Below are 14,647 nucleotides of genomic sequence, written 5' to 3'. Positions count from 1 at the left end.
CAGTAGAGCGGACTACCCAAGAATCTCGTGGCTTTAGCCATGAGAGGTTCAATAAAGGAGTCTTTCAACGATGGTGGATTCTCAAATTTACCGCCTCTGTATGGAGTATACCGTGCTTACGGAACAGGACATTGATTGTCTAATCAAAAACAGCGAAATGATCCAGACAATCGCGGATCTTTCCCAGGCCAACGTATTTATCGATTGTCCGGTGAATGACGGAATCGGGGACACCGCTATCGTTGTTGCGGAAGCCATTCCCGCGACCACTCGTTCCCTTTACGAGAAGAGCTATGTGGGGAAGAAAATATTTGCGCCTTACGAACCGGCCGTTTTTCGCGCCTACCGGACAGGCAGACCGGCTATGATGAATCGTGCCGTTACCCAGGAAGGACAGCATGTGAAGCAAAATGTGCTGCCTATTAAAAACAGCGGCGGAGAGTCAATTGGGATGTTGATTTTGGAGCAGGATATTTCTCTTCAGGTGAAAAACGAGAATGAACTGGCTATCTTATCGGAAACAACGGAAGAATTCAGCCGTACATTCTGGGACTTAATTGCGAAGGAACAGGCCATTCCGGATGTGATTGAAGAGGCGCTTGTCCTGCTGCGGGAAGATGGAACCATTCTGTATGCCAATAATTTTGCAATCGGGATGATTGAGGCGTACAGCGGGCTTACCCGGGAAAACTACATCAACAAAAGAGTCAACGAAGTGATTCCATTCGTCATATCCAGCGATTACTCCCACAATAGTGTCATGCAGCGGGAGGTTCATTTTAAGGATATGGTTTATATCCTGCGCGGCATTTGTTTGCAGCAGAATCACGAAGCGCGGCGCATTCTGTTGTATATTCGGGATATCACGGATTTGCGTGAAAAAGAGCGCCAGTTGATGGTAAAATCGGCGGTGATTCAGGAAATTCACCACCGTGTCAAAAACAATTTGCAGACGGTGTCAAGCTTATTGCGGCTCCAGCTAAGACGCGGGGTACCGGACGAAGCAAAATCACTGTACCAGGAAAGCCTGAACCGGATTAACAGTATCGCCACGATTCATGAAGTCCTTTCTTACAGCGGGATTGAGAAGGTCAACATGAACCAGGTGATTGAAAAAATTGCAAAAATGTTGATTTATAATATGCAGGGTGAAGATTGCCGGGTCGATATTGAAGTTGACATTGAGGATATTGAGCTTTCCTCTAAACAGGCAGTTTCGCTCGCTCTGATTCTCACTGAATTGATTCAGAACAGCATCAAACACGGCTTCACCGGGCGGACAGAAGGGAGCATCGTCGTCATGTTTCATATGGATGAACAGAACAGGCTTTATTTATCTGTACAGGATGACGGCGTTGGTCTTCAGGAGCGGCCGAATACGGATCAGCTGGGTCTGGAAATCGTACGAAACCTAACCCATTACGATCTTTCCGGAAGATTTGAGATTGGTCAAAACGATGGAGGGGGCACAAAATCAAAGGTTACTTTTCCCCTTGCCCAGGAGTGATGAGGATGAGTAAAGGCCGCATTATGGTGGTTGATGATGAGTCAATTTTACGGATGGATGTGAAAGAAATGCTGGTGGAAGCCGGCTACGACGTGGTGGCTGAGGCTAACAACGGTGACATGGCCATCGAACAGGCGGCGATTCATCGGCCTGATTTAATCGTGATGGATGTAAAAATGCCGAAAATGAACGGCATAAAGGCAAGCCGCATTATCCAAAAAACGTATGGAATACCGGTGCTGTTGTTGACAGCATACAGCGAACAAGAACTTGTTCAGGAAGCGCGGGAAGCGCAGAACATTGGATACCTTGTCAAACCGATAACGGAAAGGGACCTTATTCCCTCTGTGGAAATCGCCCTCGGGCAGGCAATGCGAATCAACTGTTTGCTGGACAGCATAAAAAAGCTGGAACACCAGCTTGAGATACGAAAAAAGATAGAAAAGGCCAAGGGAGTTTTGATGGCTGAGTACCATCTGGGCGAGGAAGAAGCCTACAGAAAGCTGAGAACATACTGCATGAACAACCGGATTTCCATGGATGAGGCGGCGGATCATGTGATTGCCCACCGCAGTTTGAAACTGGATTCGTTAACGTCGTAAATGACGCAAAAAAGAATAAAGAGGGCAAAGGCGCCTGTGCGATTCGTATAATGCAACGATCGCATACGGCGCCTTTTTGGCTTGGTGCTAGCCAAATTTTCCTTAACGTAAGGGGGGGTTGAAATGAAACCGCTGCGCCGTGAACAGGAAGAATTGATCAGTGCGGGTATCGATATCGGAACGAGTACAACCAAGCTGATTATCAGCCGCCTTTCACTCGCGAATACAGCAGGGCTAAGCCATGTGCCGCGGATTGAGATTATCGATAAACAGGTTTTATATAAAAGCCCGATTTACCGCACGCCCCTTGAATCGGACAGTCGGATTGACATGGGGGCCGTGCTGGAGCTGGTAGAACAGGAATACCGGAGGGCGGGTATTCATCCCCGGGATATCGCTACCGGCGCGGTAATTATTACAGGTGAAACTGCAACAAAGCAGAACGCCGAGGAAATGGTTCACCAATTGTCCGAACGAGCCGGGGAATTTCTCGTGGCCACGGCGGGCCCGGATCTGGAAGGAATTATCGCGGCGAAAGGTTCCGGCGCCTATGAGTATTCGAGGCAAACCGGCAGAACAGTCGCCAATATTGATATCGGTGGTGGAACCGCGAACATCGCTGTCTATCGGTCCGGTCATTTACTCGGTACGTGCACCCTCCATATCGGCGGAAGGCTGATTGAATTTCACGCGGGTCAGGTCGCCCACGGTGAAAAGGTCGTGAAACGAATCTCTTCTCCAGTGCGGGATTTGCTGCACAGATTAGGGCTGCGGCTGATCGAGGGAGAGCCTGCTCCCCGGGGAGTGGTTGAAGAGATTGTGCAGGCCATGGTCCGCACCCTCTCCCATATCCTCGACGGGAGGGTCGAGCCGGGGGATGAAATCCTCCTGCTCGGGCATCCGCCGGACTGGACGGCCCCTGTGGAGGCAATTATGTTCTCAGGCGGCGTGAGCGAATGTCTGTACGGATTGGAACAAAACGGCAGGGAGTCTCTGCTAAACGACAGCTATGCAGATATTGGGCTCATACTTGCCAGAGTGCTTGCAGAGTCGGCCGAACTTACCAGGTGGGAATGGATCAAGCCGCTGGAAACGGTCAGGGCAACCGTGCTTGGCGCAGGTATGCAGACAACGGAAATTAGCGGGGCAACGATTCACGTGGATCGTTCCTGCCTGCCGATTAAAAACCTGCCGGTGTATCACGTGGACATGAACGGGAGCCTGGCCGACGGCAGGCAAAAGATACATACTGCTATCGAAAAAGCGATCCGGATTTACGATCCGGCGGGAGAAGGGCGTAGCTTTGCACTCTATCTAACCGGGCTTCCTGTCCTCAGGTTCCGCGAGGTGCGGGAACTGGCAGACTGGCTGCTTTCATCCTATCGTCAGCCGCGGAATCATAAGGAGCCTATCGTAATTATCGTTTCGAGTGATATGGCCAAAGTGTTGGGGCAAACGCTGCAGTCGATGAATCCCGGACACCGCATCCTCTGTATTGACCAGGTTCAGGTGGAACAGGGTGATTATGTGGATATCGGCCATATGCTGCAGACGGAAGTTGTTCCCGTTGTTGTCAAAACGCTTACTTTTCATTCTTCAGAAAGGATGGCCCTGCAATGAACCTTAAAACGAAACTGCTGGATAAAGTCTATCAGTTTACTGATATAAAAGAAGTATTTGCTAAAGCAAATGAAGAGAAGTCCGGCGACCGTTTGGCAGGGATCGCAGCCGGGACGGTGCAGGAACGGATTGCTGCCAAGCGGGTACTGGCTGATTTGACCCTGGGGGACATACGAGCCCACCCGCTTTTGCCTCCGGAAGAAGACGAAGTGTCACGGATTATCGAGGAACAGGTCAACGAAGCGATTTTTAAAGAAATGGCGAATTGGACGGTTGCCGAGTTAAGAGAGAAGATTCTCGATGATAAAACAACGGGAGAACAGATGAAGCGAATTAGCAGAGGTTTAACGAGTGAAATGATTGCCGCCGTGGCAAAACTGATGTCCAATCTGGATTTGATACACTGTGCAAGCAAAATTGAGATTATTTCCATGTGCAATACGGCGATCGGCCAGCAGGGATCCCTCGCTTCCCGGCTTCAACCTAACCATCCTACGGATAGTGTAGAAGGAATGCTCGCTTCCTTACAGGAAGGTCTCGCTTATGGAATCGGTGATGCCGTGATCGGGATTAATCCGGTCGACGATTCCGTTGAAAGTGTCAAGCGCCTGCTGCACGCCACGCATGATTTTATCGAGAAATGGGAAGTGCCTACCCAGAATTGCGTGCTGGCGCATGTCACAACCCAGATGAAAGCCATTGCCCAGGGGGCTCCCGCCGATATGATTTTCCAGAGTATTGCCGGTACGGAAGCGGCCAACCGATCGTTTGGCATCACGGCGGCTATGCTGGATGAAGCGAGAGATATGATTCGTGCGCTCGGAACGAGCAGCGGGCCGCAGCGGCTTTATTTTGAAACAGGACAGGGTTCGGAGCTGTCCGCCGAAGCGCATCACGGCATTGACCAGATGACCCTGGAATCGCGGAACTACGGGTTCGCACGCCGTTATGATCCGTATATCCTCAATACGGTTGTCGGATTTATCGGGCCGGAATATTTGTACGATAGCAAACAGGTGATCCGGGCGGGACTGGAAGACCACTTTATGGGGAAAATGCACGGAATTTCGATGGGGGTTGACATCTGCTACACGAACCATATCCGGGCAGACCAAAACGACATGGAAAACCTCGGGGTTCTGCTCACGGCAGCGGGAGTGAACTTTATCATTGCCGCTCCGATGGGGGACGATTGTATGCTGAATTACCAATCGATGAGCTATCATGATGTGGCAACACTGCGGCAGACGATGAACCGCCGGCCGGCTCCCCGCTTTCAGGAGTGGTTAGAGAAGATGGGTATTATGGAGGCGGGAAAATTAAGCGCGCGTGCCGGGGATCCTACCATTTTTGTACGTTAAGGAGGTGCAAACATGAACGAGCAATTGGTTGAGACGATAACGAAACTTGTTCTGGAGAAAATCAAAAACAGCCGGGAGGAAGGCGGCCAAGCGGCGGATACTTCGCCTTCTCCCGAAGAAGAGTCCCCGTTACATCGGTATGGATCGGTGAAAGTGTGGAATCATATCCAGCCCGCTTCCGACTCGTTTGCTGTTAACCGGAACCGTTCTCCTGCCTTATCCGAACCTGTCGTATCCGAACATGCCGTATCGGGTGGAAAGCCGGCGGTGCCGTCGCATGCGAGTAAATCCGAGGCGATCCAGCCGCAGAGCGGCATTGTTAAGCCCCGTCATCAGGAATTGCTGCTGGAGATGATGAGCAAGACTCCGGCACGTATCGGGGTAGGGCGCGCGGGTCTTCGCCCACGGACGGAAACGTGGCTGCGCTTCCGGTATGACCATGCGGCTGCCGTTGATGCGGTATACGGCGAGGCGAACCCGAAAGTACTGGAAACTCATCAATTATTCAGCGTGCAAACCATGGTCAGGGATAAAGAGGAATATATCCTCCGGCCAGACCTGGGGAGAAGGCTCACGGAAGACGCTAAAAAAAAGATTCGCGAACGATGTGCGGCGGCGCCAAAAGTTCAGATTGTCGTCTCGGACGGTTTGAGTTCCCAGGCAATCGACCGGAATTTCGAGGATGCTTTTCTTTCCCTGCAGCAATCCCTGCGTCAGCTTGGCATCCAGCAGGGGACTCCGTTTTTTGTGGAAAAAGGCCGCGTCGCTGTGATGGATGAAATCGGGGAACTGCTCCAGCCGGAAGTCATTGTGCTATTTATCGGTGAACGCCCTGGACTGGTCAGCGCCGAATCACTCAGCGCTTATTTATGCTATAAACCACACAAAGGTACGCTGGAATCCGACCGTATGGTGATTTCAAATATTCACGCAGGCGGAATTCCGCCGGTAGAAGCAGGGGCTTACCTTGGCAATGTCGTGCAAAAAATTCTTAAATACAAAGCGAGCGGGGTGGCGCTTGTTCAGAAGGAAGGATAGGGAGGGCTGCAGACGTGAAACTGGCTCCGGTAAAAGCAAAGGTCCTTGCCGTTCGCGTCATCCCGAATGTGGATGAAGCACTGGCACGCGAGTTTAATTTGCGGCCTGGACAGCGAAGTTTGGGCATGGTTACAACCACCATTGATGATGTGGGATATACAGCTCTTGATGAAGCAACGAAAAGAGCGGAAGTGGAAGTGGTTTATGCGCGTTCCTTCTATGCGGGTGCTGCCCACGCATCCGGCCCGCTTTCCGGTGAGTTTATCGGCATAATCGTCGGGCCGAATCCGGATGAAATCGCGAGCGGCATCGAGGCGGTGGAGAATACGATTCGCTATGATGCGCATTTTGAAGCGCTCAATGAAGACGGAAGCCACGCACTGTATGCCCATGTGATCGCGAGAACGGGCAGCTATCTTTCCAAAACGGCCGGGATTCAGGAGGGTGAACCTCTGGCTTATTTAATCGCCCCGCCTCTGGAAGCGATGTACGGGATGGACGCTGCACTGAAGGCGGCTGATGTAAGACTCGTTTCTTTTTTCGGCCCCCCTTCCCAAACAAACTACGGGGGAGGCTTACTGACGGGAACACAGTCGGCCTGCCAGGCGGCAGCGGATGCTTTTCGCGACAGCATCATCGATATTGCCAGACATCCCATCTCATATTAGGAAACGAAACAATCAACGACACTGACAGGTGACAGGGAAAGGAAGTGATTGCCATGCAGCCGATTGATCAGGATTTACAGACTCTGCAGGATATGCGAAATGCGGTTCGGCGGGCAAAAGAAGCCCAGCAGGCATTTCAGGATTTTTCTCAGCAGCAAGTGGACCGGGTTGTGAAAGCGATGGCTGAGGCTGCGTATGAAAAATCATACGAATTGGCCCGGCTGGCGGTGGAAGAAACAGGGCTGGGCGTTGTTGAACATAAAGTGGTCAAAAATCAGATTGGCTCACGCGGTGTGTTTGAATCCATTGCGACCACTAAAACGGTTGGTGTCATCAGGGAAATTCCGGACAGGAAAATAATCGAGGTCGCTGCGCCGTTCGGGGTGATTGCCGGAATTGTGCCTGTTACCAACCCGACTTCGACCGCTATTTTTAAAAGTTTAATTGCTGTTAAGGCGCGCAATGCGATTGTGTTCAGCCCCCATCCTTCGGCTGCTCGCTGTACGGTCGAAGCCGCAAAAATTTGCCTGGAGGCAGCGGTTGAGGCCGGGGCGCCGGGAGGACTTATCGGCTGGATGGACCGCCCGACCATGGAGGCAACGGAAGGGTTAATGAAGCACCGGGATGTTAATCTGATTCTGGCAACCGGGGGCAGTGGCCTTGTGCGGGCGGCGTACAGTTCGGGAAAACCTGCCTATGGTGTGGGCCCGGGCAACGTACCTGTATTTATTGAAAAAACGGCCGATGTGCCCTCCGCCGTTCGAAAAATTATTGAAAGTAAGACGTTTGACAACGGGACGATTTGCGCTTCCGAACAGGCGATCATCGTCGATCGGAATATTCGGGAAATGGTTATCCGTGAATGTAAAAATAACGGTGCTTATTTCTTGCATGAAGAAGAAAAACGGAAAATGGAGCGTTTGATTTCTCCGGTTCCCGGAAAACTGAACCCGAAAATTGTCGGGAAAAGTGCGGTGGTACTCGCGCAGATGGCCGGCGTTTCAGTGCCGCCGGATACGCGGTTGCTTATCGCGGAAGAATCCAAAATCGGCAAGGATGTTCCATTTTCACTTGAGAAGTTATCCCCTATTTTTGCTTTTTATACGGTTAACGGGGTAGAGGAAGCGCTGGGCACCTGTGAAAGGCTGCTGGAACTTGGTGGAAGAGGACATACGCTGGCGCTGCATACGAGAGATGATGAGATTGCCCGCACATTTGCCCTTCGCATGCCGGTATCGCGGCTCGTCGTCAATACGCCTTCATCGCTTGGAGCGGTAGGTGGAACGACTGGTTTGCAGGCGTCCATGACGCTTGGCTGCGGTACGTTCGGCGGCAACATTACGTCCGATAATATTACCGTCCACCATCTCATGAACATTAAGCGTCTTGCTTTTGAAACAAAAACGGTGGAGATTCCGAAATCGGGGCAGTTATTCTCCGCTCCCCAGGCTGGCCACGCATACGCACAACCGGCGGAACAACCGACGCAGGAGGAACAGATTCAAACGGTGATTGACAGGGTGCTGGCACAGGTGGGAGCGACGCCGGCGGTTGACAGGGAAACGGTGGCCTCCCTGGTCAGTGAAGTTATAGCACGATTATAGAATTTATTTACTATAAGGAGGAAGGTAAAATGGCAAGAGAACTTACAGCTTTAGGAATGATTGAAACAAAAGGTCTGGTAGCGTCTGTTGAGGCGGCTGATGCCATGGTGAAGGCAGCCAATGTTCATTTGATTGGTAAAGTCCACGTTGGCGGCGGGATTGTAACCGTCCTCGTCCGCGGGGATGTAGGCGCGGTGAAAGCTGCTACGGATGCGGGAGCAGCCGCCGCGCAGCGCGTCGGAGAATTATTGTCCGTCCACGTCATTCCACGCCCGCATAATGAACTGGAGAGCATCTTACCGCAGCTAGACGCGGAATAACTAACATGCACGTTGATTTAGACGAAGCGAATGCGGCGCTCCTGTCAAGCGGAGAGATGGGAACGCCGCAAAAAATAACGGGTAACCGGAGCTAAAAGGGGTGATAGCCATTGAACGCGAGGCGATTGAAATCATTGTAAGAGAAGTTCTCTCCCGTGTCCTGGAAAAATCGTCGGAGGGTGTAAAGCCGGTTTTGCTGCTTCTTGGCGGCCGGAACACCACGAAAGAGGACCTTGATAGGGCCTGTACGCAATTACAGGCTAAATGGAGAGTTATCGAGGGTTCGGCTTTCGAACAAGACTCCCTCCCGCTCCTGAATGGAACCGACCATGTTCTTTTTTTAGACGCAGGTCAGGATTTGATGATTCGCGGGGCTCTCGGGTTAACCGATACCGGGGAGAGCCAGGTTCTGGCGGATGCGCTCCTGCGCGGTATTTCTGTAACGATGGTTCCCTGCTGTTTCCTGCAGTGGCTCTGTGGAAAGCCGGAAGCCAGCTTATTTGAAAAAGGGAGCCGCTACCGGAATCATATATACAAGCACAAAGAGCAGCTCGTTTCCTTCGGGGTTCATTTTGTTGAAGACATAGGTGACTTGCTTAATATAGAAAGGGAAGAGAAGCAGGAAAAGGCAGCAGAATCGCAGCTGACGGCGGAGAAAACCGTTCGTTTTGCAGAGAGGCTGCTCACCCAGCGCGATGTACAATTGGCCGAGGCTGTGGGAATTATCGTTTCCCATACCACGATTATTACGCCGCTGGCGCGTGATACGGCGAGGGAACGAGGGATAACCATACATGTCGAAGAATCGTGAGGCGGTGAGAAGATGCGCATTGGAACAGTAATCGGGAACATATGGGCGACCCGTAAAGAAGATGGTCTCATTGGTCTGAAATTCTTATTTATTCAACTGGAGGATACAAACGGGACGCCTGTTGATGTTCCTGTTATTGCAGCCGATCGTATTGGTGCCGGTATCGGAGACCGTGTCATGATTACACAGGGGAGCGCCGCCAGATTTGTCGTTGACAATAAAGATGTGCCGATCGATGCCGTGGTGATTGGTATTGTGGATTCTATCGATGTAGAAAGCGGGTGATCGCAATGGCAAAAGCATTAGGGATGATCGAAACAAGAGGCTTGATTGGCTCCATTGAAGCGGCAGATGCGATGGTTAAATCGGCCGATGTCCGGCTTGTCGGCCAGGAAAAAATCGATGCGGCTCTCGTTACAGTCATGATAGAGGGAGATGTAGGAGCCGTACAGGCGGCTCTGGAAGCGGGAAAAGAGGCGGCAAAGCGGGTCGGTGAACTTGTCGCCTTTCATTTGATTCCGCGCCCCGACGACGAGGTGCGCGGCATTTTAAAAAAGGACGGTAAGTCAACAGACAGCGCAAAGCAGCGTCCTCCTGCCGATTCTTCCAATTCTACTGTTTCTTCCAATTCTACCGTTTCTTCTAATTCCGCTGCTTCTCTTGCAAAATCGGGCGGTGCACAGGTTGAAGTTCAACCGCACAATCAAGCGCCTGGCGGGGCGCTGGCGGGAGAACAACAGGATACACAGGATACGCAGGATTCACAGGATGTGATAGCGACAGATAGCGCTCAGGAATCTGACTCTCCAGCTCCAGGTGCCGACGCGGGACCGTTGAATTTGGACGGAGGGGAGGCAGGGCGTGGACGGAGGAAAAACAATAGAGGCTCTCAATAAGGAATGGAGGCAGAAAATGCGATGAGGCTGTCCTGCGTGATGAGAAAGAAATATTACCAATTTTCTTCTCTTGCTGAGGTTCTGGCCAAGGCAAGCGAAGAAAAAACCGGGGATAAACTGGCTAAAATCGCTGCCGATTCTTCGCTTGAACGGATGGCTGCCAAGGTTGTGCTGAGCGAAATCCGGCTGGCGGATATCTACGAGAATCCGGTTATTCCTTATGAGGATGATGAGGTAACCCGGGTCATCTATGATGACGTAAATCTCTCTATTTATAAGGAAATAAAAGATTGGCCTGTTGGCGAGCTCAGAAATTACATTCTTTTACACGAAACCGGCTCGCACGAACTCTCACGCCTTGCAAGGGGATTAACAAGCGAAATGATTTCAGCGGTGGCCAAACTAATGTCTACCATCGATCTGGTCATGGCTTCCCAAAAAATGAGATACAAGGCACACTGCAATACATGGATTGGGGAGCCGGGCCGGCTGGCGTTCCGCTGCCAGCCTAACCACCCGACCGATGACCCCGAAGGCATTTTGTTTTCGATTAAAGAAGGGCTTTCCTATGGATCGGGGGACGCTGTGATCGGCATTAACCCCAATATCGATACCGTTGAATCAGTTTCCCGGCTTCTGCACATGAGTGATGAATTTATCAGACGATGGGAAATTCCCACGCAAAATTGTGTGCTTGCCCATATCACCACCCAGATGGAAGCGCTGGATAAGGGAGCGCCTATCGCTCTCATGTTTCAAAGTCTGGCGGGGACACAGAAAGGGAATGAAGCCTTCGGTGTTTCTAAACAATTGCTGGATCAGGGGTTGGAAATGATGAAGCGGTATGGAACGTCAGCCGGGCCGAATGTAATGTATTTTGAAACCGGGCAAGGTTCTGAGGTGTCGCTAAACGCCCACAGAGGGGTCGATATGCAGACGCTCGAAGCGCGTACCTACGGCTTCGCGAGACACTGGAAACCGTTTATGGTAAACAATGTCTCCGGGTTTATCGGGCCGGAAACCCTCTTCGACGGCCGCCAGATGATTCGGGCGGATCTGGAAGATCTCTTTATGGGAAAAATGCACCAGCTGCCGATGGGCATCGCGCCAACGTATACGAATCATATGCATGCGGATCAGAATGACCAGGAGATTGCCGGTATTCTCACCGCCCTGGCGGGAGCCAATTTCTATATGGGCGTTCCGGGCGGCGATGATGTCATGCTGAACTATCAGGATACGAGTTACCACGATGATGCCAGCCTGCGAGAAATGCTGGGATATCGACCGCTTCGGGAATTTGAGAAATGGCTTGAGAAAATGGGGATCATGGAAAACGGCAGATTGACGGAGCGCGCAGGGGATCTCTCTATTTTTGCGTAGATAAGAGGAAGGATAATTTTCTTATCTATGCAAGTGCAACGAGGCAGATCGCCTGCCGCCCGCGGCCTGGCGTTAGCCAGGTCTTCTTGAACGAGGGTAGGAGGTGAATTGTTTGGAAACACATAAAGGAAACGGGTTGGAAACGGATAAATTGGAAGCCATTGTATCGGATGTTTTGCAGGAATTTGCGAAAAAGCTGCATCCGTGCAGACAACAGAATGAAACGGTTAAACAGGACATCGGCGGTTCTCCTGTCCTTTTTCCGGAAGGGAAGGAATTTGGCGTCGGGCATCCGAACAATCGGGAAGCGATTGAGCGGGCCCGGCAGATCACACCCGCCCGCATTGGGATTGGCCGTGCCGGTACGAGGATGAGGACGACCAGCTACCTGCAGTTTCGCATCGATCATGCGGCTGCCCAGGATGCCGTTCTACAAGACGTAAGCCCGGAATTTTTAACGGAATTACAGCTGCCGGTGCTGGAAACGAGAACGGATGACCTGCAGGCTTACCTGATGGATCCTGATCTGGGAAGACGGCTGAAACCGGAGTCGGCCGAGTGGCTGGATAAACATGCAGAAAAGGGCAAGAACGTGCAGGTTATTGTATGTGACGGGTTGAGTTCGTCGGCCGTGGAGGCTAACATAAACGATTTACTTCCGTCACTAATGCAGGGGCTGAAGCTAAAAAACATCAGCACAGGCAGACCTGTCTTTATCAGGCGGGCACGCGTGTGGGTTCAGGACCATGTGGCCGCCATTGTTGACTGCGACGTCGTTGTCTCTTTGATTGGGGAGCGGCCCGGATTGGCTACCGCGGAAAGCATCAGCGCCTATATGATTTACCGGCCAGGAGAGCATACGGTCGAGGCCGATCGGACGGTCATTTCCAATATTCACAGAGGCGGACTGTCGCCGGTCGAAGCAGGGGCGCATCTTGCCGACATTATAGCTGAGATGCTCAAGCGGAAGGCAAGCGGTGTGGCATTTGCCAAGCAGAGGGGAACGTAGGTTGTAAAGTTACAAGGGTGTAGAATTGAAGAGTGTGGAATTGAAGGATGTAGGTTTGAAGGATATAGGTTTGAAGGATGGCAGGTTTATAAGTGAAGTAGAGCTGCCGAATATATTTACTGAATATTTATATATTTTTGTTAAATGTCTACCTTTTCGTTGTTTTATTACATGTCAAGAAAGAAGCTTGCTGAGGGGGATTGGTGATGGTATTAGGTATCTGTTTAATTATTGTCACGCTGCTGGTTATGGTCGGCCTTTTTATGAAAGCCAATCAGGGTATTAAGCTCGCCCGCACAAAAGAAAATTCCGGCGATGATTTAAATGCGTTCGGTTATAAGCAGGAATTACTGCGGGATATGGGCGGTTTCTCCAATTTTGCAATCTCTTTTTCGATTATTTCTATTTTAACCGGAGCTGTTACACTCTATGGCTTTGGCTTTAATCAGGGAGGGCCGGCGGTCATGGGGATCGGCTGGCCGTTTGTTACGCTTTTTGTCCTCTTTCTTGCAGCGGCTCTCGCTGAGTTAACGTCGGCTATTCCAACCTCTGGCGCCATCTATCACTGGGCGTCTATTCTTGGCGGGCCCGGATGGGGATGGTTTTCTGCATGGCTTAATATGGTCGGCCAGGTAGCTACCGTCGCCGGAATTGACTTCGGGTGTGCCGGCTTTGCGTCTTCCTTACTTTTTGACCACCCGACCAAGGGTCAGACGCTGCTGGTGTACGCGGTGATTTTAGCCAGCCATGCGTTACTGAACCATGTAGGGATCCGAATTGTTGCCAAGCTGAATGATGTATCCGCCATCTATCATATGGTTGGGGTTGGTATCATTATCGGGTCGCTTGTTTACTTTGGACCTTCCAAAGATGTGAGCTATTTATTTGATATGAGTTTCTCCACCGTAGCCAACAGTTCCACACCGTACTGGTTTGCCTTCCTGGTCGGGCTGCTGCAGGCGCAGTGGACCATTACGGGTTATGATGCGTCCGCGCATACGAGTGAAGAAACAGTAGACGCTAAAATCCGGGCGCCATGGGGCGTTTACTTGTCTGTTGCCCTTTCCGGTATTTTTGGATTTATGATGCTCGCCTTAGTAACGTTATCCATTAAAGACCCGGCAGCTGTGGCTGCTGGCGGCGGGAACGCCTTTATTGTGGTCATTGAACAGGCAATGGGCGGCGTGTTTGGCCGGGCTACACTTTGGATGGTAACGATTGCAATGTGGTTTTGTGGACTGTCTTCTATCACATCCGCGTCAAGAATGATCTATGCCTTTGCCCGCGATAAAGGATTGCCTTTATCCAATATTTGGGGGAAAGTATCGTCGAAATTCCGTACCCCTTTTAATGCTATCTGGCTCACCGGAGCGCTGGCGTTCGCATGCGGGCTTTTTGATAATGTGTATGCAGTAGTGACTTCACTAAGCGTTATCGGTTTGCACAGCTCCTACGCAGTTCCTCTGTTTTTAAAAATGCGGGCCCAGTATAAAGGGGTGTGGACGGCCGGAGATAATGGCCCGTGGTCCCTGGGAAGCTGGAGCGTTATTGTCAATGTCATCGCTGTGGCCTGGATTTGTTTTATTACCATTTTGTTTGTAACCGCGCCGAGCGATATTCCTCTTACGGCAACATTTACGCTCCATTATGCAACCGGCAAAGCGTTTGGCACGGTTCTTATTCTTTTATTCCTGCTATACAGAATACGGGCACGGAAGCATTTTAAGGGACCGCATTTAGGATCGTACCGTGAAGTAAATGAACGTATGGGCGCTGCGGGCTGATGCGTGCGCAAATGGTTAGTAGAGCAGCAGGCAGTTTTATAGAG

General features: G+C 51.2%; 13 protein-coding genes and 1 pseudogene. All 14 read left to right on the top strand.

The annotated features are described in order from the left end of the window. The first annotated feature begins 70 nt into the window (after positions 1–70). Positions 71–1,507 carry a sensor histidine kinase gene (locus H525_RS0110105; RefSeq protein ID WP_027416110.1) on the top strand — a complete coding sequence of 479 codons (1,437 nt, stop codon included), beginning with the start codon at positions 71–73 and terminating at the stop codon, positions 1,505–1,507. A 5-nt stretch (positions 1,508–1,512) separates the two neighbouring features. Continuing rightward, positions 1,513–2,109: an ANTAR domain-containing response regulator gene (locus tag H525_RS0110100; RefSeq protein WP_027416109.1), complete on the top strand. Its 597-nt coding sequence runs from the start codon at positions 1,513–1,515 to the stop codon at positions 2,107–2,109. 123 nt (positions 2,110–2,232) lie between these two features. Next, the gene (locus tag H525_RS0110095) at positions 2,233–3,729 is read left to right on the top strand and encodes an ethanolamine ammonia-lyase reactivating factor EutA (protein WP_027416108.1); all 1,497 of its coding nucleotides are present in this window, start codon (positions 2,233–2,235) and stop codon (positions 3,727–3,729) included. Further along, positions 3,726–5,090, top strand: a complete 1,365-nt coding sequence (locus H525_RS0110090) for an ethanolamine ammonia-lyase subunit EutB (protein ID WP_027416107.1) — start codon at positions 3,726–3,728, stop codon at positions 5,088–5,090. Before H525_RS0110095 ends, H525_RS0110090 begins: the two co-directional genes overlap by 4 nt. Positions 5,091–5,102: 12 nt before the next feature. Further along, positions 5,103–6,128 carry an ethanolamine ammonia-lyase subunit EutC gene (eutC, locus tag H525_RS0110085; RefSeq protein WP_027416106.1) on the top strand — a complete coding sequence of 342 codons (1,026 nt, stop codon included), beginning with the start codon at positions 5,103–5,105 and terminating at the stop codon, positions 6,126–6,128. A 14-nt stretch (positions 6,129–6,142) separates the two neighbouring features. Further along, positions 6,143–6,796 (top strand): ethanolamine utilization microcompartment protein EutL, encoded by a 654-nt coding sequence (gene eutL / locus H525_RS0110080; RefSeq protein WP_027416105.1) that lies wholly within the window; start codon positions 6,143–6,145, stop codon positions 6,794–6,796. 53 nt (positions 6,797–6,849) lie between these two features. Continuing rightward, on the top strand, positions 6,850–8,400 hold the full coding sequence (locus tag H525_RS23580; RefSeq protein ID WP_051330950.1) for an acetaldehyde dehydrogenase (acetylating): 1,551 nt from the start codon (positions 6,850–6,852) through the stop codon (positions 8,398–8,400). 29 nt (positions 8,401–8,429) lie between these two features. Next, entirely contained in the window at positions 8,430–8,720 is a 291-nt protein-coding gene (gene eutM / locus H525_RS0110070) for an ethanolamine utilization microcompartment protein EutM (protein ID WP_027416104.1), read from the top strand. Between the two features lie 100 nt (positions 8,721–8,820). Beyond that, positions 8,821–9,531 (top strand): hypothetical protein, encoded by a 711-nt coding sequence (locus H525_RS0110065; RefSeq protein WP_027416103.1) that lies wholly within the window; start codon positions 8,821–8,823, stop codon positions 9,529–9,531. 12 nt (positions 9,532–9,543) lie between these two features. Beyond that, positions 9,544–9,816 carry a EutN/CcmL family microcompartment protein gene (locus H525_RS0110060; protein ID WP_027416102.1) on the top strand — a complete coding sequence of 91 codons (273 nt, stop codon included), beginning with the start codon at positions 9,544–9,546 and terminating at the stop codon, positions 9,814–9,816. A 5-nt stretch (positions 9,817–9,821) separates the two neighbouring features. Then, positions 9,822–10,071, top strand: a pseudogene (locus tag H525_RS28530) (BMC domain-containing protein); the annotation flags it as partial. Positions 10,072–10,448: 377 nt separating this feature from the next. Then, on the top strand, positions 10,449–11,810 hold the full coding sequence (locus tag H525_RS0110050) for an ethanolamine ammonia-lyase subunit EutB (RefSeq protein ID WP_027416101.1): 1,362 nt from the start codon (positions 10,449–10,451) through the stop codon (positions 11,808–11,810). Positions 11,811–11,922: 112 nt separating this feature from the next. Next, positions 11,923–12,819, top strand: a complete 897-nt coding sequence (gene eutC, locus H525_RS0110045; protein ID WP_245590450.1) for an ethanolamine ammonia-lyase subunit EutC — start codon at positions 11,923–11,925, stop codon at positions 12,817–12,819. A gap of 206 nt (positions 12,820–13,025) precedes the next feature. Continuing rightward, positions 13,026–14,603, top strand: a complete 1,578-nt coding sequence (locus H525_RS23570; RefSeq protein WP_051330949.1) for an amino acid permease — start codon at positions 13,026–13,028, stop codon at positions 14,601–14,603. Positions 14,604–14,647: the final 44 nt, after the last annotated feature.

The sequence above is a fragment of the Aneurinibacillus terranovensis DSM 18919 genome, assembly GCF_000430625.1.
GTDB classification, from domain to species: domain Bacteria; phylum Bacillota; class Bacilli; order Aneurinibacillales; family Aneurinibacillaceae; genus Aneurinibacillus_B; species Aneurinibacillus_B terranovensis.
This window is presented reverse-complemented; position numbering and strand designations above follow the sequence as displayed.